The 18581-nt window shown below is 70.2% G+C and carries 16 protein-coding genes; 7 read left to right on the forward strand and 9 right to left on the reverse strand.

The features are described from left to right. Positions 1 to 276 precede the first annotated feature (276 nt). A complete protein-coding gene (locus NNI01S_RS12290) occupies positions 277 to 720 on the forward strand; it encodes a Rieske (2Fe-2S) protein (RefSeq protein ID WP_063020209.1) in 444 nt (147 codons plus the stop codon). A 10-nt stretch (positions 721 to 730) separates the two neighbouring features. Here NNI01S_RS12290 and NNI01S_RS12295 read toward each other — a convergent pair whose 3' ends face one another. The 3 genes from NNI01S_RS12295 to NNI01S_RS12305 all read right to left on the reverse strand — a co-directional run bounded on the left by NNI01S_RS12295 (position 731) and on the right by NNI01S_RS12305 (position 2887). Further along, positions 731 to 1198 carry a VOC family protein gene (locus NNI01S_RS12295; RefSeq protein ID WP_063020210.1) on the reverse strand — a complete coding sequence of 156 codons (468 nt, stop codon included), beginning with the start codon at positions 1196 to 1198 and terminating at the stop codon, positions 731 to 733. A gap of 82 nt (positions 1199 to 1280) precedes the next feature. Then, complete coding sequence (locus NNI01S_RS12300; RefSeq protein ID WP_063020211.1) at positions 1281 to 2000, reverse strand: sensor domain-containing protein; 720 nt, start codon at positions 1998 to 2000, stop codon at positions 1281 to 1283. Beyond that, complete coding sequence (locus NNI01S_RS12305) at positions 1997 to 2887, reverse strand: hypothetical protein (protein ID WP_063917453.1); 891 nt, start codon at positions 2885 to 2887, stop codon at positions 1997 to 1999. The genes NNI01S_RS12300 and NNI01S_RS12305 overlap by 4 nt, the downstream gene beginning before the upstream one ends. Positions 2888 to 3096: 209 nt before the next feature. Here NNI01S_RS12305 and lspA point away from each other — a divergent pair, with 209 nt between their 5' ends. The 3 genes from lspA to NNI01S_RS12320 are packed head-to-tail and all read left to right on the forward strand — an operon-like array spanning position 3097 to position 5277. Beyond that, complete coding sequence (gene lspA, locus NNI01S_RS12310; protein WP_063020212.1) at positions 3097 to 3696, forward strand: signal peptidase II; 600 nt, start codon at positions 3097 to 3099, stop codon at positions 3694 to 3696. Next, the gene (locus tag NNI01S_RS12315) at positions 3693 to 4619 is read left to right on the forward strand and encodes an RluA family pseudouridine synthase (RefSeq protein WP_063020213.1); all 927 of its coding nucleotides are present in this window, start codon (positions 3693 to 3695) and stop codon (positions 4617 to 4619) included. The genes lspA and NNI01S_RS12315 overlap by 4 nt, the downstream gene beginning before the upstream one ends. After that, positions 4612 to 5277, forward strand: a complete 666-nt coding sequence (locus tag NNI01S_RS12320) for a hypothetical protein (RefSeq protein WP_063020214.1) — start codon at positions 4612 to 4614, stop codon at positions 5275 to 5277. The genes NNI01S_RS12315 and NNI01S_RS12320 overlap by 8 nt, the downstream gene beginning before the upstream one ends. 12 nt (positions 5278 to 5289) lie before the next feature. Here NNI01S_RS12320 and NNI01S_RS12325 read toward each other — a convergent pair whose 3' ends face one another. Then, entirely contained in the window at positions 5290 to 6108 is an 819-nt protein-coding gene (locus NNI01S_RS12325; RefSeq protein WP_063020215.1) for a PhzF family phenazine biosynthesis protein, read from the reverse strand. An 81-nt stretch (positions 6109 to 6189) separates the two neighbouring features. Continuing rightward, positions 6190 to 8613: a cation-translocating P-type ATPase gene (locus NNI01S_RS12330; RefSeq protein WP_063020216.1), complete on the reverse strand. Its 2424-nt coding sequence runs from the start codon at positions 8611 to 8613 to the stop codon at positions 6190 to 6192. 33 nt (positions 8614 to 8646) lie between these two features. Between NNI01S_RS12330 and rarD the strand changes: the two genes are divergently transcribed. Together rarD and NNI01S_RS12340 are read left to right on the forward strand one after the other, a co-directional pair. Further along, positions 8647 to 9591 carry an EamA family transporter RarD gene (rarD, locus tag NNI01S_RS12335; RefSeq protein WP_439956127.1) on the forward strand — a complete coding sequence of 315 codons (945 nt, stop codon included), beginning with the start codon at positions 8647 to 8649 and terminating at the stop codon, positions 9589 to 9591. A gap of 268 nt (positions 9592 to 9859) precedes the next feature. Next, positions 9860 to 10360, forward strand: a complete 501-nt coding sequence (locus NNI01S_RS12340; RefSeq protein WP_063020218.1) for a PaaI family thioesterase — start codon at positions 9860 to 9862, stop codon at positions 10358 to 10360. Between the two features lie 106 nt (positions 10361 to 10466). Here NNI01S_RS12340 and NNI01S_RS12345 read toward each other — a convergent pair whose 3' ends face one another. Beyond that, positions 10467 to 10967 (reverse strand): WKL family lipoprotein, encoded by a 501-nt coding sequence (locus NNI01S_RS12345; protein ID WP_063020454.1) that lies wholly within the window; start codon positions 10965 to 10967, stop codon positions 10467 to 10469. A 193-nt stretch (positions 10968 to 11160) separates the two neighbouring features. Beyond that, positions 11161 to 12489, reverse strand: coding sequence for a DNA polymerase IV (locus tag NNI01S_RS12350; RefSeq protein WP_157114763.1), 1329 nt, complete (start codon positions 12487 to 12489; stop codon positions 11161 to 11163). 405 nt (positions 12490 to 12894) lie between these two features. On the opposite strand from NNI01S_RS12350, the gene NNI01S_RS12355 reads away from it, so the two are divergent. Further along, entirely contained in the window at positions 12895 to 13782 is an 888-nt protein-coding gene (locus NNI01S_RS12355; RefSeq protein ID WP_218019187.1) for a UTP--glucose-1-phosphate uridylyltransferase, read from the forward strand. Positions 13783 to 14140: 358 nt separating this feature from the next. Here NNI01S_RS12355 and NNI01S_RS12360 read toward each other — a convergent pair whose 3' ends face one another. Next, on the reverse strand, positions 14141 to 14692 hold the full coding sequence (locus NNI01S_RS12360; RefSeq protein WP_063020220.1) for an NlpC/P60 family protein: 552 nt from the start codon (positions 14690 to 14692) through the stop codon (positions 14141 to 14143). 559 nt (positions 14693 to 15251) lie between these two features. Then, positions 15252 to 18386 (reverse strand): isoleucine--tRNA ligase, encoded by a 3135-nt coding sequence (gene ileS / locus NNI01S_RS12365; protein WP_063020221.1) that lies wholly within the window; start codon positions 18384 to 18386, stop codon positions 15252 to 15254. Positions 18387 to 18581: the final 195 nt, after the last annotated feature.

Raw genomic sequence — 18581 nt, forward strand, 5'->3', positions numbered from 1 at the left:
CCCCAAGGTGTTCGAATCGATCGCCCGCGGGTAACCACAAAAAGCGGCGGACCCGGCCACGAACAGATGAGGGGGTCCGGGTCCGCCGCTCGCCTTCCCCGCCCCGCCCGCATGCTCGCCGTCCCAGCACGACACGCCCGACAGCGACGCTCGAGCACACCGGATTGAACCGCGCGACGGCCCTACTCCGTTGACGAGGCGGAAAGCGGCACCGGCGCAACGCCGGCCGCGCCGTCGAGCCGCCCAACGGCTCGGTCTTCGGAACGGAAACCTCACATGACATTCGACGAACAGCTCCGCACCCGGCGAAGGGCGGTCATCGCCGCCGGTGCGGGCATCGCCGCCGCGGCGGCGGTCACCGCCTGCACCCCCTACGGCAAAGGCGATACCGCGCCGGAGACCGCGACCGCCGGAGACCGGCCGATCGACGCGGACCGGCCCGCGCACGCGCTCGCCGAGACCGCCGACATCCCCGTCGGGGGCGGCGTGATCGTCGGCGACACCGTGGTGACCCAGCCCACCGCGGGCACCTTCGTCGGGCTCTCCTCGGTGTGCACCCACGCCGGTTGCAAGGTCGCGACGGTGTCCGGCGGCACCATCAACTGCGCCTGCCACGGCAGCAAGTTCGGGCTGGACGGCTCGGTGGCCGGCGGCCCGGCCACCAGACCGCTTGCGCCGAAGACCATCCGGGTCACCGGTGGTTCGGTGGTGGCCGGGTGAGCCGTCCGGATCAGGACCCGCCGAACAAGTCGGCCATCCTGCGGTCCATCTCGTCGGGCGGCACGTCCTCCACATGGGTGGCCACAGTCCACCGGTGGCCCCACGGATCCTCGAAGGCGCCGCTGCGATCACCGTAGAACTGGTCGGTCATCGGTGTGAGCTCCTTCGCGCCCGCGGCCAGCGCGGCGGCGAAGGCGGCGTCGGCGTCCTCGACGTACACGTACAGGTTGACCGGCGTGCCACCGACCGTCCTGGGGTCGAGGAAATCCATATCGGGCGCCGGATCGCCGAGCATGACGACCGAATTGCCGAACATCAGCTCGCAATGCGCGATCTTGCCGTCCGGACCGGGCATCCGCATGCGCTCGGTGGCGCCGAAAACGTTCTTGTAGAAATCGATCGCCGCCGCCGCGCCGTCGATCGCCAGCCCCGGCGAGACCACCGGATAGCCGTCCGGGACGGGTTTGACATCAGACATGGAAAACCTCCGGTCGAGGCGTTGTGTCGGACCATGCCGAGCCTATTCCGGCGACCGGCGCAATTGGCCGGTTCCTCGGAAATCAGGGACCGGCGACACCCTGCAGGCGGCGCACCTGGGCCGCGGTGAGCGCGCCGAGCACCTCGGGGTCCACTGCCTCCGGCGCGGTCACCGCGACCTGCACCAACGTGCTTCCCACCTGGACGATCGCGACCGACGAGCCGAGGCTCAGATCGTCACTGGTGGAGCGCACCTGGAAGGGGGCGGCGGCATCACCCACGGGCGGCTGGACGAGCCCGCCGATGCGGTAGTCCACCGCGATGTCGGAGCCGTCGACACTCGTGTAGTGGGCGCAGCGCCGCAGAAGATCCTGTGCCTGGGTGAACGCGGCCGCGACCGCGCCCGGCGGGTAGCTTGCCGCGTCGATATCGATGCTGGAGAAATTCGGCCCGGCGTATTGCGTGGACGCCTGCGCCGACGCACCGGGGTATTGCGCGCCGAGCGGAGCGAGCACTTTCACGCATTCGGCCGGATTCGTCGGCGAGGAGCCGGTGGCACCCGCTCCGGTGTCGGCGGGCGATGGGAGCGCGGTGAAGCCCGCGGGCAGGTCGGTGTCGCTGAGCAATCGTTGGCGCAACCCCGCGGCGTCGGTCTCGGGACCGGTAATCACCGGGGCCGCGGTCACCACGGGCCCCAGCGGCGGAAGCTCGGGCGGTCCGGACGCGGCGCGGTCCCCCGAGCCACATCCGATGGCGACGACGAGAGGCGCGATCGCGGCCAGCAGCCCGCACGTACGGTTCACTCGGCCCACGACACCTGCGTATCGATCGTCTGCTGCAGCGTGCTGTCGCTGTGCGGGTCGCGGTAGGCCTGGTGACCGCCGACGGTGATGGAACCGGCCACCGGCAGCGGCAGACCGAGATCCACCGTGATGGTGCCCGCGCCCTGCATGACGTAGTCCCGGATGTCCAGAGTCCCCGCGTTGTTCGGCAAATTCCACACCGGCGACTTCGGCTTCTGGGTGACGTGCAGTTCGATGGTGAGCCGGTCGCCGTCGCGTTTGCTCAGCGTCGCGGTGGTCACCTGGTCGAGCAGGACGCCGCTGCTCACCTCTTGGCGCACCGTCCACACCGCGCCCTCGCCGACGGGCTCGTCGGGGAACGCGATCGACCGGTAGACGGCCTGATAGAACGCCTGCTCCAGGGCGGCGCGGGCGGTGTTGGACGCATCCGGCGCGGGCTCCAGCCGCAGTGCGGTGATCGCGCCCAGATCGCTGAGGTCGAAGCCCGCGTGCGAGCCGCCGATCTTGGTGAGCGCTTTGGCCAGCGTCGGGTCCGGCGAGGTGACCGTGCCCAGGGTCAGATCGATGCCCTCCGCCGTGGTCTGCGCGGTCATCGGGATGGTCAGCGCCGGTGTGGAGAAGTCGCGCTTGGGCTGTTCATCGATCTGCTGCTCGATGTGGTGGGCGGTGTAGAGCGTGACCCGCTGCACCGTGCCCGCCGGATACTCCGGCCGCAGCAGCGAGCGGGGCTCCGCGCCCGCCGATTCGACCGTGGCCACCGCGGCCGCGATCGGCACGGTCACTTCCTTGCCGATGCCGAGCGGCTCCGTTCCGTCGGCCTCGCCGCTGGACTCGGCGCCGTCACCGCAACCGACGCCGAAGGCGGAGAGCCCGACCGCGAGCACCATGAGCAGCACACCAGAGCGCGCGCTCCGTGCGGAGCCGGCGCTCCGATGAAGGCGGGGGGAAGACAACACCGTCACGTGCAACAGGGTACGACCGATTCCTGAGTGTCAGCTGGGACATCCGGCTGTGCGCCGCTCGGCGTGCCCCGAACCCAGGGCGCGCCGGGGCGGGGCAATCGGACGCGCGCACCGGGCCTGATTCCGCTCGAGAGATGATGGTCGGTGTGAGTGACGACCGGCCGCCCGAGGAAAGCCCAGCGAACACCGCCGATCCGACGACCGCGTCGGCTCCCCCGCAGCGTCTGCGGGCGCTGCTCGTCCTCGCCGCGGTGGTGTTCGGACTGGATCTGCTCACCAAGACCCTCGCGGTGGCGAAACTGACACCGGGTGAGCCGGTATCGATCGTCGGCGACTTCGCGCGCCTGAGCCTGGTGCGCAATCCGGGTGCGGCGTTCTCCATGGCCACCGGCATGACCTGGTTGTTGACCCTGGTCGCCGCCGCCGTGGTCATCGGCGTGGTGCGCATCGGCCGCACCCTGCGCTCCCTGTGGTGGGCGATCGGACTGGGCATGGTGCTCGGCGGGGCGCTGGGTAACCTGGTGGACCGGCTGTTCCGCGCGCCCGGCCCGCTGCAGGGCCACGTGGTGGATTTCGTCGCCATCGGCTGGTGGCCGGTGTTCAACGTGGCGGACTCCGCCATCGTGTGCGGCGCGATCCTGCTGGTCGTGCTCACCGTGTTCGGCTTCGAACCGAACGGCACCCGAGTGGGCCACGGCAAGACCGGCGGCGCGAGCGAGGGCAGCGCGGCATGAGGGAGACCAGGACCATGCCCGTCCCCGACGGGCTCGACGGCATGCGCGTCGACGCGGGCCTGGCCCGCCTGCTCGGCCTGTCGCGCACCGCGGTGGCCGCGCTCGCCGAGGAAGGCTCGGTGCAGCTCGACGGCATCGCCGCGGGCAAATCCGACCGGCTGACCGCGGGAGCCTGGCTCGAGGTGATCTTCCCCGAACCGAAGCGGGAGCTGACCATCGAGGCCGAGCCGGTGGAGGGCATGAAGATCCTCTACGCCGACGACGACATCGTCGCAGTGGACAAGCCGGTCGGCGTGGCGGCGCACACCGGCGTCGGCTGGAGCGGGCCCACCGTGGTGGGCGGCCTGGCCGCGGCCGGGTACCGCATCTCCACCTCGGGAGCCCACGAACGGCAGGGCATCGTGCACCGCTTGGACGTCGGCACCTCCGGAGTGATGGTGGTCGCGCAATCCGAGCACGCCTACACGGTGCTCAAGCGCGCGTTCAAGCAGCGCACCGTCGACAAGCGGTATCACGCCTTGGTGCAGGGCCACCCGGATCCGAGCAGCGGCACCATCGACGCCCCGATCGGCCGGGCCCGCGGCAACGACTGGAAGTTCGCCGTCACCGCCGACGGGAGGCCCAGCGTCACCCACTACGACACCGTCGAGGCGTTCCACGCCGCCAGCCTGCTCGACATCCACCTGGAGACCGGCCGCACCCACCAGATCCGGGTGCACTTCTCCGCGATTCGTCACCCCTGCTGCGGCGATCTCACCTACGGCGCCGACCCGCGCCTGGCCGAGCGGCTCGGGCTGCAACGCCAGTGGCTGCACGCCCGGTCACTGGGCTTCCAGCACCCCGCCGACGGCCGCTATCTGGAGATCACCAGCGAATACCCCGACGATCTGACACACGCGCTGGACGTCCTGCGCGATGCCTGAGCGCCGGGTGCCGCCGTGGCGCGGGATCGTCCTGGGCGCGACGGCGCTCGCGCTGATCGTGCTGGTCTTCGCGCTGGGCGCGGTGCAGCAGCCGTATCGCGCCGCGGTGGCCACCGACCGGCTCGGGCCCGACCAGGGCGAGCAGGTCGCGGACTACCTCGCCCGAGCTCGCGATTCGCTGAACGCCGACGGTGACGAACCGCGCTGGGCGCTGGTGTCGTTCACCGAATCCTCCGTTCCCGGCGGCATTCCCGCACACAACGGCGGCTTGCGCGTCTCCCAGGTGCTCTACCGGGTGCCGATCGACCGCGTGCAGACGCCGCTGGTGGCCGTGCCCGTACCGGAAGGTGTCGCCGCAGCGGTCGATTCGGCGCGCGACGCGGCCTGGCTGCTGCCCCACCCCGCCGACGATCGCGCCGCTCGGGTGATCGCGTTCTCCGCTGCCCGGCTGCGGGACGGCTGCGGTTGCGTCGTCGGGCTCGTCGTCCGCGGCTCCCCGGCGCGGTTGCGGGACCTGGCCGGGCAGAACGGCATCCGCGCGGTCCAGGCGCTGCCCGCCGACGCGGTGGCGGGCAGTTTCGCGGTGGCGCCGCTGCTGCCCGAGCACCGCGACGTCGTCGCGCCCGGCCCCGACGACGGAGCGGTCCCGCGGCCGTGAGCGCGCGGGCGCTCAGTCCGGCAGGGTGACCACGCCGTCGAGGTAGCGGCGGCACCGCCCGAACAGCAGCACACGCTGGCCCGCCAGTTCACAGCGCAGGCTGCCGCCCCGGCGCGAGAGCTGCCTGGCCCGCAGTTCGGTGCGGCCGAGCTGCTCGCTCCACAGCGGAACCAGCTGAGCGTGCGCGGATCCGGTCACCGGATCCTCCGGGACGCCCACGCCCGGGCCGAAGAAACGGGAGACGAAATCGACCGAGTCGCCGGGGGCGGTGACGATCGCGGCGCGCGGCAACGCGGGGAACGCCGACAGCACCGGCGCGGCGTCGCGCACCTCCTGTTCGGTCGCCACGACGATCACCTCGTCGGTGCCGGAATACGCGCGCACCGGACGCACCCCGAGCGCCGCGACCAGCGCCGGGTCGGGCTGCACGGGAATGCTCGGGACGACCGGCAGGTCGAGGACGAACTCGTCGTCGTCGGTGCGGTCGACGTGCAGCCAGCCGCTGCGGGTGTAGAAACTCACCCGGTCCTCGCCGGGATGCATGTCGACCAGAATCTGCGCGGCGCTGGCCAGCGTGGCGTGCCCGCACAGCGCCACCTCCACCTTCGGCGTGAACCACCGCAGGTGGAAAGCGGGCCACTCGCCCGGCGGCACGCCCGCCTCGGGAGGTAACCGCGAGGTATAGAACGCGGTTTCGGCGAGGTTGTTCTCCTCGGCCAGCTGTTGCAGCAACGCATCCGGCAGCCACGACGGGAGCGGCATCACCGCGGCCGGGTTGCCCGAGAACGGTGCGTCGGCGAACGCGTCGATCTGGTGCAGCAGTACCTCCATAATCTCCAGAAGGTACTCCAACTCTGAATGGCCGCTTCGCACAAGGCTTCTCGTGGCGCGGCGAGTCAGGCGTCCAGTCTGTCAGGCGGCCCCGCCGGGCGAGCTCGGCAGCAGTTGCCGCTCGTCGCCGAGCAGCGCCGCGCTCACCCACCACGCCGCCTCGACCAGCACGATGCCCACCACGCCGCAGGCCACCGCCGCGCCGGTGAGCGTGAGGTCGGAGGGATCGAGTTTGAAGAACTCCCGGGTGAACGGCACGGTGAACAAGAAGACGTACGCCGCCACCGACACCGCGATCAGCACGACTTTCCACCAGACGTACGGCCGCGCGACGATCGCCAGCACCCACACCGCGATCATGATCAGCGTGATGAGGGCGGTGGTGCCCGCCTGTACCTTCTGCTGCTCGGTGGCATCCGGACCCGCGTAGGCGATCAGGTACGCGACGAAGGTGGCCGCGCCGATCACCACGCCCGACGGGATGGCCAACCGCATGACGCGCCCGACGAAACCCGTACGGGCTCGCTCGTTGTTGGGCGCGAGCGAGAGGACGAACGCCGGGATGCCGATGGTGAACCAGGCCGCGATCGTGACGTGGCGCGGCAGGAACGGATACCCGATGGGCTCGTAGTCGAAGATCTGGGAACCGATCCCGGCGACGCCGACCAGAAAGGCGAGCAGGACGGAGTACACGGTCTTGGTGAGGAACAGATTCGAGACGCGCTCGATGTTGCCGATCACCCGGCGCCCCTCACCGACCACGTACGGCAGTGTGGCGAACTTGTTGTCCAGCAGGACGATCTGCGCCACCGCCCTGGTCGCGGGGCTGCCCGAGCCCATCGCCACGCCGATGTCCGAATCCTTCAACGCCAGAACGTCGTTGACTCCGTCGCCGGTCATCGCCACGGTGTGCCCGCGCGACTGCAGCGCCGCCACCATCGCGCGCTTCTGATCCGGACGGACCCGCCCGAAGGTGGTGTTCCCGTCCAGCACGCCGGCCAGTCCGTCGCGGTCTCCCGGCAACTCGCGCGCGTCGATCGGGTGCTCGCCGCCCGGCAGATCGAGCGAGGAGGCCACCGCGCCGACCGAGACGGCGTTGTCACCGGAGATCACCTTGATCGCCACGTGCTGGCTCGCGAAGTAGTCGAGTGTGTCGCGAGCGTCCGGTCGCACCTTCTGCTCCAGTACGACCAGCGCGGCGGGGCGTACGACGCCGGGGGCGTCGGCCGCGTCCACCGCACGGTCGCCGCGCGCCAGCAACAGCACGCGCAGACCGGAGGCGCCGAGCTCCTCGGCAACCCGCGCGTCCGCGGAGCCCGGGTCAAGCAGCACGTCCGGCGCGCCGAGCAGCCAGTCGCCGTGCTCACCGTAGGAGCAGCCGCTCCACTTCTTGGCCGAGGAGAACGGCGCGACGGCGGTGCGCTGCCAGCCGGGACCGTCCGGCAGGGCCTCGGCGATCGCCTGCACGCTCGCGTTGGGACGCGGATCGTCGGCGGCGAGCGCGGCCAGCGCCGCACGCACCTCGGCGTCGTCGAAGGTGTGCAGGGTCTTCAGGTCCGACAGCCGCATGCCGTTCTCGGTCAGGGTGCCGGTCTTGTCCGCGCACACCACGTCCACCCGGGCCAGTCCCTCGATCGCGGGCAGCTCCTGCACCAGGCACTGGTGCCGGCCCAGCCGCACCACGCCGACGGCGAACGCGATCGACGTCATCAGCACCAGCCCCTCCGGCACCATCGGCACCAGCGCGGCCACCATGCCGGTGACGGCGGGCCGCCACGACTCCCCGCTGGAGACCAACTGGTTGTAGATGCTCAGCAGGCCCGCGGGAATCAGCAGATAGGTGATGAACTTCAGGATCTTGTCGATACCGGTGCGCAGCTCGGAGTGCACCAGGGTGAACTTGCTCGCCTCCTCGGCCAGCTGCGCCGCGTAGGCGTCGCGGCCCACCTTCGTCGCCCGGTACGCGCCGGACCCGGACACCACGTAGCTGCCCGACATCACCGTGGCGCCGACGCCTTTGTCGATCGGGTCGGCCTCGCCGGTGAGCAACGACTCGTCCACCTCGAGCTGCGCGGATTCCTCGACCGTGCCGTCCACCACGATCTGATCGCCGGGACCGAGTTCGATCAGGTCGTCGAGCACCACCTCGTGCGGCGCGACTTCGACGGCAGTGCCGTCCCGGCGGACGGTCGGCTTGGCCTGGCTCACGATGGCCAGCTCGTCGAGGGTGCGTTTGGCGCGGATCTCCTGGATGATGCCGACCGCGCTGTTGGCGACGATCAGCAGGCCGAACATGCCGTCGATGATCGATCCGGTGGCCAGCACCAGCACGAACAGGACACCGAGGATGGCGTTGATCCGCGTGAAGACGTTCGCGCGCACGATGTCGCGGACCGAGCGGCTCGCCCGATCCGGGACGTCGTTGGTCAGACCGTCGCGGCGGCGTTGCTCGACTTCGGCCGCGGTCAGTCCGGTGGCGCCGGACGCCTGCACGGTAATCGACATGACCGCAAGGCTACGGGACAACTACGTTCGTAGATCGTGCGGCGAAGCAGGTCCATCCCCGGTGTGGCGTTCGGAGCGAGCGCGTACTTCTTGTGGGGACTGTTCCCCGCGTTCTTCGGCTTGCTGGCGTTCGCCGGCCCGGGGGAGGTGGTGGCGCAGCGGATCGTCTGGACGCTGGTCGTCGTGCTCGCGGTGCTCGCCGTGAGCGGGCGGATCCGCGAATTGCGCGGCATCGGCGCCCGCGTCTGGCGACTGGCGGCCGTCGCCTCCGCCGCGATCGCGCTCAACTGGGGCGTGTACGTCTACGGGGTCACCTCGGGTCACGTCGTGGAGTGCGCGCTCGGCTACTTCATCAATCCGCTGGTCACCGTGGTGTTCGGTGTGGTGCTCTTCCGTGAGCGGCTGACCGGCGCCCAATGGGCCGCCCTCGGGCTCGGTGCGGCCGCGGTGGCCGTGCTCACCGTCGACTACGGCAGACCACCGCTCATCGCCCTGGCCCTGGCCTGTTCCTTCGCCACCTACGGCCTGGTGAAGAAGGTGATCCCGCTGGACGCGCTGCGCGGCATCGCGGCCGAGGGCATCGTCGCCGCGCCCTTCGCGCTGGCGTTCGCGATCGTCCTCGCGCTCGCCGGGCACAGCGAATTCGCCTCCGGTCCAGCGCATACCGCCCTGATGGTGGCCACCGGACCGGTCACTCTGGTTCCGCTGCTGCTGTTCGCCGTCGCGGCCCAGCGAGTCGCGCTGTCCACCATGGGCCTGCTGCAATACCTCACCCCCGCCCTCCAGATGGCGTGGGGCGTCGCGGTCGCGCACGAGCCGATGCCCGCCTCCCGATGGGCCGGCTTCGCCCTCATCTGGGCGGCGCTGGCGATCTTCACCGCCGACGCGCTGCGCCGAGCCGGACGCGCGCGGCACAGGTCGCGCCCGGTCACCGCCGAATCCGGCACTCACGCGAACGAAACGCAGTCCCCGGCGTGAAGTCGCCGACATCATGCCGATACCCCGGCGGCCAGTGGGCGCCCGCCTCGGACGTCCTTCGAGAACTCGTTCGCCTCGGCCCGGATACCACGAGTCTGCGAGAGGAATTGCGCGAGACCCTGACCGACACCACGAATGACCTGCCGTGGTGAACAGTCAACGCGTGCTGGCCGATACGTGCACAGCTTGTGAAGATCTGTCGGAAATGGTCGCAGAAGTGTCGGATCCGACACTTCTGTGGGCTGCGGCTTCCTCGTAGCGTCGACACATGACCGCGCCCAGACCCCTTCGCACCGCCCCGGGGCAGCCACCGGCCCAGACCACTTCCGACCTACTCGGCATGACCGGACGGGAAATCCTGCAGGGAACGCTCGACGGACGATTCCCGGGCGCGCCGATTCTGAGCGCACTCGGTTTCCGGCTGGCCCAGGTCGGCCACGGGTCCGTGGTATTCGAGGGCGAGCCGGACGATCAGTTGCTGGGTCCGGCGGGCGGGATGTACGGCGGCTTCGTGGCGACACTGCTCGAATCGGCCCTCAGCGCGGCAGTGCTGACGCGATTGGCGGGCGGGACGCGTGCCACTTCGGTCAAGATCGGTATGGATATCCACCGTGCCGTGCGTGGCGATACGCGCACGCTGCGCTGCGCGGGTACCGCGATCCACGTCGGCCCCACCACGGCCAGCGCGGAGGCCCGCCTGATCGGCGCCGAAGACGGCGAGCTGTACGCGCAAGCCACCTCGATGTACGCGATTCTGCGCATGCTCTGAGCGGCGCACCGGCGCCGGGGAGCCGCGACTCCCGGTTACGCCGGCGCCACACACAACGACCGGCCGGCCGCCGAGAAGAGCGCGGCGGCCGGCCGGTCGAGTGAACTCAGCTGCAGGCCGCCGACTGCTGGCCGAGGTTGGTCAGCATGGTGCAGGCCCATTGCTTCTGGATCTTCCACTTGCCGTTGTCGGCGACGAACGGCACGTCGACGATGTTCTCCTGGCCGTTGAGGATGAACTTGGCCTTCGCGTTCACGCTGTCGCCGAACGAGGTGACGTCGGTGACCTCGATCTTCACGTCGGCGCCCGCCGCGGCCTGGGACAGGCGGTCCGGCAGCGTCGGATCGGCCTCGGCGCCCTGGACGTTGTCCAGCTTCTCGGCGGCGGGCACCGACGGGTCCAGCGCACGGGCGAGGGCGGTGTTCAGCTCCGCGGGAGTGGGGACCGGCGGCAGGTTCGCGCTCGCGGTCGCCGACGCCTTGGCGCTGGTCGACGTCTTGGCGGCGGGCTTGCTGTCCTTGTCGTCGCCACCGCAGGCGGTCAGGCCAAGCGCGGCGACGATGGCCAGCCCGGCGATCGCGATGCGTCCAGTCTTACGAAGCTTCAACTGCTCGTCCTTTGCGTTCGAGAGGTCCGTGTCGTGTCCACCATGGCAGCCGCCCCCGAACCGGCGGCGCTGCACGAGGTCCCAGGCTACCGGCACCGGGCGGCGCCGCTCGGATCCACACTGGACCGTCGATGGTCGTCGGCAGCGAAGGTACGCGCCCGGCCGGGCGATGTCGAGCCACGGCACGTGCCGGTCAGAGCAAGCTGCCCAGCGGATCGGCCCGGGTGAGCGCGGCATCGCCCGCGGCGAAGGTGCGCGCGGGACCCGGACCGGTAGACCGGGTTTCGAAGCGGACGGTCACGACGCCGAGCCCGGCGCCCTGCACCCAGCCGTGGCCGTACTCGGGGTGCGTCACGTCCATGCCGGGATGCCAGACGGCCACCGGCAAGACCGGCTCGGCGGTATGCGGGGCAGCGTCCAGGCCGGTGGAGCGCGCCGGCTCGGGTTCGGGTCCGGTGGTGGTGATCTCGGCCGCCGGTCCGCGATCCAGTTCGGGGAACAGCGATTCCTGGCGGACGGTCGACAGCCCGCCGTAGCCGACGCCGACGAGGCGGATCGGGCCCAGTTCCCGCGGGTCGAGCGCCGAACGCTGCGCGGCCGCGGCGAGCGTGGCCAAATCCTCGGTGGCGTAGGGCAGAGTGAAGGACCGCGTGACGATGCTCATATCGGATTTCTTCAGTTTGAGCACCACCGTGCGCGCCGCACGCCCGTCACCGGTCAGGCGCCGGTGCGCCGCGGCGGCCATGTCCTCGATGGCCGGACGCAGCTGCGCGAGGCTGACGATGTCGGTCTCGTAGGTGGTCTCGGCGCTGATCTGCTTCGCCTCGGTGCGTTCGGCGACCGGCCGATCGTCGATGCCGCGGGCCAGCCGATGCAGCGCGGCGCCCACGCTGCCGCCGAGAATCGACATCGCCTCCGATTCCGGTAGAGCCGCGAAAGCGCCCACGGTCTCGATGCCCAGCGACCGCAATCGGCTCTCCGCCACCGGTCCGATGCCCCACAGCTTGCGCACCGGCAGACCCGCGAGCAGCTGTGGCTGTTCGACCGGCGAGATCACCCGGACGCCATCCGGTTTGGCCAGGCCGGAGGCGATCTTGGCCAGCTGCTTTCCGGTGCCCGCGCCCACGGAGGCGGTCAGCCCGGTCCGTTCACGCACCACCGCGCGCAATTCCTCGCAGAACGCGTGCACCCGGGCGGCCGTCGCGCCGGCCAGCTCGGCGGGCTCGCCGAACGCCTCGTCGTACGACAGCGTCTCCAGCACCGGGATCCGGCTGCGCAGCGCGTCGAAGACCTGCCCGCTGACCACGCCGTAGACCGCTCCGCGCGGCGGCACCACCACGGCGGTGACACCGACCAACCGGCGCGCCTGGTGCATCGGCATCGCCGACCGGGCGCCGTACACCCGCGCCTCATAGCTGGCCCCGGCCACGACCCCGCGCCCGCCGGTCCCGCCGACGAGTACCGGCCTGCCGCGCAACGTCGGCCGGGTCAGCTGTTCGACGGAGGCGAAGAACGCGTCCATATCTATGTGCAGAACCCAGCGCCGGGCGGCGCTGTCCGCGTCGGCGAGCACCGGAAGACGCCGGGGGCTCGCCGCGCCGTCGCCGCGGGTCGTCCCGATCCCGGCCGGCGGCGCGGTCGCACGCTCGACGCTCGGGTTCTCGGTACGCACGGGTGCAATGTACGCCCGTCCACCGACAATCCGGAGCCGACGGCGACGCTGTCGGATGGCTGTGCGCTAGCTGTCGGTTACCTACCGGTATCGGCACGGGCTCCGGCTCGCCTCCCGGCACCCCTCCGGCCCGCCGGGACAGCCGTGATCTGCCCTTTTCCGCACCGGACCGGGTACGCGACAGTCTCGAAACAACCGCCGACGTGCCGCGGCCACGGAGCCGGGCGCACGGTCCGATATGTGATGATCGGACCCATGAATATCCGCAAGGCCGTCATCCCGGCCGCCGGTATCGGCTCCCGGCTGCTTCCGCTGACCAAGGCGATCCCCAAGGAGATGCTGCCGGTCGGCGACAAGCCGGTCATCGAGCACACGGTCCGTGAGCTGGTCGCTTCGGGCATCACCGACATCACCATCGTGGTCAGCGGCGGAAAATCATTGATCCAGGACCACTTCCGCCCCAACCCCGCGCTGGTCGCGCAGCTGCGCGCGGACGGCAAGACCGCGTTCGCCGACGCGGTCGAGGAGGTCGGCGAGTTGTCCCGCCTCGGCCACATCACCTACCTCGACCAGCACGGCCCGTACGGCAACGGCACCCCGGTGCTCAACGCCGCCCGCAATCTCGGCGACGAGCCGATGCTGGTGCTGTGGCCGGACGACGTGTTCGTCGCGGACGTGCCGCGCGCGCAGCAGCTCATCGATGCCTACGAGGCCACCGGAGCACCCGTCCTCGCGCTGATGCCGATGGACCCCGCCGAGTCGCAGCGCTACGGCGTGCCGGTGGTCGCCGACGACCACGGTAGCGGTCTGCTGCGCATCACCGGGCTGCGGGAGAAGCCCAAGCCGAAGGACGCGCCGTCGTCCTTCGCCGCGATCGGCGGATACGTCGTCACGCCCGGCATCATCGACGAACTGCGCAGGCAGACCGAAGCGTGGTACGAACACCGCACCGGTGAGGTGTATCTCACCGACGCGATCAACGTGCACGCGGCGAACAACCCGGTCTTCGGCCAGGTGATCCGCGGCCGTTGGTACGACACCGGCAACCCGGCCGACTATTTGGTGGCGCAGTTCGCCTCGGCGCTGGCGCATCCGCAATACGGACCGTCGCTGCGCGACCTGGCCGACGGCCTCGACCGCTGACCGCCGGGCCGCACCACCGCGACGACCGAACCGGCGGCGCGACCCGGCCGCACCGACGGCAACCGCCGCCGGACCGTCTCCGCTGACGCCGCCGTCCTCGACGTGGCGTCTCCTGGCCGGAGCGTCACGCCGGTGATCGGTACACCGCCGCTGGGCGCCTTGTACCGACCATCGGCCGGCTCAGAATGTGCCGGATCGGTGCGCTCTCCGTGGGATTCGGCCGCCGGTCGAGCCGCGGGTTGCCGACCTCCTCTGTTCGGCCGGGCAGGACCGGGCCCCGACCACACTTGCTGGTCGGGGCCCGATCAGACCGGGGAGCAGCCGCGATCGGCGTCGCGCGCTCTCCGCGGGTGCACGCTCAGAAGCGGCGGATGGCGTAGATGTCGAATTCGTCCAGCGGGGTGTAGCCCACCGGCACACCCCAGTCGTACGCGTTGAGTACCTGCCCGTTGCCCGCGTAGATGCCGACGTGCGAGCCGTCCCGGTTCAGCACCACTACGTCGCCGAGCGAGAGCGAGCCGAACGGGACCGGCGTGCCCGCCTTCGCCTGCTGCCAGGTGGTCCGCGGAATGCTCACGCCGACCTGACGGTACGCCCACTGCACGAGGCCCGAGCAGTCCCAGCTGAACGGGCCGGTGCCACCCCATTCGTACGGCTTGCCGATCTGTGTAGTCGCCGCGGCCAGCGCGCCGACGCCGAACACACTGGGCACCGGCAGGGCGGCCGAGCCGCTGGCGCTGCCGGAGTCGCTGCCGGGGCTGCTGCCCGAGGCCGAACCGGAGGAGGCGCTGCCCGGCCCGCTGCCGGAAGCGCTGCCGGTGTCGGACCAGGCGGGTCCGGCGAGCAGGAGGATTGCGATGATCGAGAGCAAGAATCCGAGTGCGATGCGGTGCAACGATTTTCTCGGCACGTGCTCGCCCCTTCCATGGGCGCAGTTGACTCGGCCACCGATCGGCAGCCTGGCTAACACATGGCATCAGCAGCGGTCCCCGATGCGGAGCCGCGGCCACCCGCGCCGGAGATAGTCCCAGCGCGGCCAAATTCCACGTACGACACGCCGAAAAGAGAAACTGCCGCCCCGGAGATCCCCTGGGTAACAGCAGCGACACCGCAGATTGTGCCCGGGATTTCGGCGAATTGTCGGGAATCAGCAAACTCTCAGCATGTGATCTATATCACTAGACATGCCGGAAGGTCGCCGTGGGAAGCCGGTCGCGCCTTGCCATCGAGTTGCCCTCGGATAGCGCGCGGCGTGATCGGCCCGCCGCGCAGGCGAAGCCGAGGCCTCGCCGCGCGAGCCGACCGCACGAACTCGTTCGGGAAGGCCGAGACCGTCAGCGGAATGCAGCATGGGCGGGACGACCTCCCCCGCTCACTGCCGCCGGACGGCCCCGAAACGAGCGGAACAAGGCAGCGCGCAGCAGCGAGCGGGGCGGACCCTTTCGGTCCCGCCCCGCTCGCACTCGCGCTCAGGCCTTGGTGATCGTCGCGCGCACACCGCCGACCAGATCGGCGGCCTCCGCCCCCGCGTCACCGAAGGTCAGCGTGGTGGCGAGGATCTCGCCCGCGATCAGATCGCGGTGGGTCCGCGCCCACGCGGCCCGATCCGCGGGAACCTCCAGAACCACGGTGATGCGGTCGGAGACCTCCAGCCCGGCGGACTTCCTGGTCTCCTGGAGATCACGGATCAGGTCCCGCGCCCAGCCCTCGGCCTCCAGCTCCTCGGTGACCACCGAATTCAGCACCACCAGACCGGCGTTCCCGGGCAGCGCCGCGGTCGACTCCGGTTCGGCCGCGACCAGGCGCTGGGTGTACTCCTCGGGCAACAGGGCGAGCCCCGCCGCCCGGACCGTGCCGTCGGCCTCCTCCGACCACTCGCCGGCCTTGACCGCCTTGATCACCGTCTGCACGTCCTTGCCCAGGCGCGGACCCGCGGCGCGGGCGTTGACCACCAGCTCGAAGCGGCCGTGCGCGTCCACGTCGGTGGTCAGGTCCACCTTCTTGACGTTGACCTCGTCGGCGACGATGTCGGCGAACGGCGCCAGCCGCTCGGCGTCGGCCGCGGCGATGGTGACCTCGGCCAGCGGCAACCGCACTCGCAGGTTCTGCGCCTTGCGCAGGCTCAGCACCGTCGAGCACACCACCCGCACCTCGTCCATGGCGGCGACCAGTTCCGGATCGTCCGGGAGCTCACCCTCCTTCGGCCAGTCGGCCAGGTGCACCGAGTCTCCGCCGGTCAGCCCGCGCCAGATCACCTCGGTGATCAGCGGCAGCAACGGCGCCGCCAGCCGGGCGACCACTTCGAGCACCGTGTGCAGGGTGTCCACCGCGTCGCGGTCCTCGCTCCAGAACCGCGAGCGCGACCGCCGCACGTACCAGTTGGTCAGCGCGTCGGCGAACGAGCGCAGTTCCTCGCAGGCGCCCGCGATGTCGTACGCCTCCAGCGCCTCGGTGATGACGTCCCGGGTTCGCGCCAGCTTCGCCAGGATGTAGCGGTCGAGCACATGCGGCGAATCGGTGCGCCACACCCCGGGTTTCGACGCGTACAGCTGCAGGAAGGTCCACGCGTTCCACAGCGGACGCAGCGCGTGGCTCACGCCCTCGCGGATGCCGCGCTCGGTGACGATCAGGTTGCCGCCGCGCAGGATCGGCGAACTCATCAGGAACCAGCGCATCGCGTCCGAGCCGTCCCGGTCGAACACCTCGTTGACGTCCGGGTAGTTGCCCTTGGACTTGCTCATCTTCAGGCCGTCGTCACCGAGCACGATGCCGTGCGCGGCAACGGTCTTGAACGCCGGGCTGTCGAACAGAGCCGTCGCCAGCACGTGCAGCGTGTAGAACCAGCCGCGGGTCTGCCCGTTGTACTCGACGATGAAGTCACCCGGGAAGTGGCTGTCGAACCACTCCTTGTTCTCGAACGGGTAGTGCACCTGGGCATACGGCATCGAGCCCGACTCGAACCAGCAGTCCAGCACCTCCGGCACCCGGCGCATCGTCGACTTGCCGGTCGGGTCGTCGGGATTCGGCCGGGTGAGCTCGTCGATCATCGGGCGGTGCAGATCGGCCGGGCGCACGCCGAAATCGCGCTCCAGCTCGTCCAGCGAGCCGTACACGTCGACGCGCGGGTAGGCCGGATCGTCGGACACCCACACCGGGATCGGGCTGCCCCAGTAGCGGTTGCGGCTGATGTTCCAGTCCCGCGCACCCTCCAGCCACTTGCCGAACTGGCCGTCGCGGATGTGCTCGGGCACCCAGGTGATCTGCTTGTTGAGCTCGACCATCCGGTCGCGGAACTTCGTGACCGCGACGAACCAGGACGGCACGGCCATGTAGATCAGCGGCTGGCCGGAGCGCCAGCTGTGCGGGTAGGAGTGCTCGATCGTCTCGTGCCGCAACAGCTTCCCGGCGGCCTTGAGATCCTTGATGATCACCGGGTTGGCGTCGAACACCATGAGACCCTCGTACGGCGGCACCATCGAGGTGAACTTGCCGCCCGGATCCAGCGGCTGCACCAGCTCGATGCCGTGTGCTGAGGCGACGTCCATGTCCTCCTCACCGAAAGCGGGCGCCAGATGCACGATGCCGGTGCCGGAGTCGGTGGTCACGTAGTCGGCGGTGAGCACCCGGTGAGCGCCGGGATGGCCGACGAAGAAGTCGAACGGCGGCACGTAGGACAGCTCGGCCAGCGCGGCGCCGTCGAACTCGGCGAGCACCTCCGGCTCCGCGCCGAACTCCCGCGCGTAGTGCGAGACCCGTTCGGCGGCGAGCACATAGCGTTTGCCGTCGGCGGCACGCAGGTGCACGTAGCGGACGTCGGGGTGCACCGCGATCGCCAGGTTGGACGGCAGGGTCCACGGCGTGGTGGTCCAGATCAGCGCGTTGGCGCCGTCGAGGTCGTGCAGCGGATGCTCGGCGGGCACGCGCAACGCCATGTCGACGGTCACCGCCGGGTCCTGGCGCATCTTGTAGGCGTCGTCGAGGCGGGTTTCCTGATTCGACAGCGGCGTCTGCTCGTACCAGCTGTAGGGCAGCACCCGGAAGCCCTGATAGATCAGCCCTTTGTCGTACAGCGACTTGAACGCCCACATCACCGACTCCATGAAGTCGGTGTCCAGCGTCTTGTAGTCGTTGTCGAAGTCGACCCAGCGGGCCTGGCGCGTCACGTAGTCGCGCCATTCCCCGGTGTAGCGCAGCACCGAGGTTTTGCAGGCCGCGTTGAATTCCGCGAGCCCCATCGCGTCGATCTGTGATTTGTCCGTGATACCGAGCTGTTTTTCGGCTTCGATTTCGGCGGGCAATCCGTGACAGTCCCATCCGAATCGCCGGTCGACCCGCTTGCCGCGCATGGTTTGGAAACGCGGGACGAGGTCTTTGACGTATCCGGTGAGCAAATGTCCGTAATGCGGCAGACCGTTGGCAAAGGGCGGTCCGTCATAGAAGACGAATTCCGCTGCGCCGGAACGGTTTTCGATGCTGGCGCGGAAGGTGTCGGCGGCCGCCCACGCGTCGAGCACGCGGCGCTCCATCTCGGGGAACGACGCCCCGTTGCCGACGCTCAGGTCGACGCGCGGGTACGCGCTGTTGCTGGAAGTCTGGTCCGCCATGGCGGATACGTCTCCTCGTGCCGAGTCGTTGGCACGGGGACGACGACGGCGCCCGGTGCGCCGTAACCGCGGTACCACCCCGCTTGTCCGGTGTGGCGGACACCGGACCTCTCATTGCCGAGCTGTGACGGGCTCACCCGTTCGGTTCTACTGAGCGCCCGGCCCGCAGGCCGTGCCGCCGTTCTTCCGAAGGCT

The sequence above is a fragment of the Nocardia niwae NBRC 108934 = DSM 45340 genome (assembly GCF_001613465.1).
GTDB classification, from domain to species: domain Bacteria; phylum Actinomycetota; class Actinomycetes; order Mycobacteriales; family Mycobacteriaceae; genus Nocardia; species Nocardia niwae.

Coding starts and splice junctions, on each gene's coding strand:
- NNI01S_RS12295 (WP_063020210.1), bottom strand. CDS start 1,198: ATGTCTGATGTCAAACCCGTCCCGGACGGCTATCCGGTGGTCTCGCCG.
- NNI01S_RS12290 (WP_063020209.1), top strand. CDS start 277: ATGACATTCGACGAACAGCTCCGCACCCGGCGAAGGGCGGTCATCGCC.
- NNI01S_RS12355 (WP_218019187.1), top strand. CDS start 12,895: ATGAATATCCGCAAGGCCGTCATCCCGGCCGCCGGTATCGGCTCCCGG.
- NNI01S_RS12305 (WP_063917453.1), bottom strand. CDS start 2,887: ATGGTGCTCGCGGTCGGGCTCTCCGCCTTCGGCGTCGGTTGCGGTGAC.
- NNI01S_RS12320 (WP_063020214.1), top strand. CDS start 4,612: ATGCCTGAGCGCCGGGTGCCGCCGTGGCGCGGGATCGTCCTGGGCGCG.
- NNI01S_RS12340 (WP_063020218.1), top strand. CDS start 9,860: ATGACCGCGCCCAGACCCCTTCGCACCGCCCCGGGGCAGCCACCGGCC.
- ileS (WP_063020221.1), bottom strand. CDS start 18,386: ATGGCGGACCAGACTTCCAGCAACAGCGCGTACCCGCGCGTCGACCTG.
- lspA (WP_063020212.1), top strand. CDS start 3,097: ATGATGGTCGGTGTGAGTGACGACCGGCCGCCCGAGGAAAGCCCAGCG.
- NNI01S_RS12330 (WP_063020216.1), bottom strand. CDS start 8,613: ATGTCGATTACCGTGCAGGCGTCCGGCGCCACCGGACTGACCGCGGCC.
- NNI01S_RS12315 (WP_063020213.1), top strand. CDS start 3,693: ATGAGGGAGACCAGGACCATGCCCGTCCCCGACGGGCTCGACGGCATG.
- NNI01S_RS12325 (WP_063020215.1), bottom strand. CDS start 6,108: ATGGAGGTACTGCTGCACCAGATCGACGCGTTCGCCGACGCACCGTTC.
- NNI01S_RS12350 (WP_157114763.1), bottom strand. CDS start 12,489: ATGGACGCGTTCTTCGCCTCCGTCGAACAGCTGACCCGGCCGACGTTG.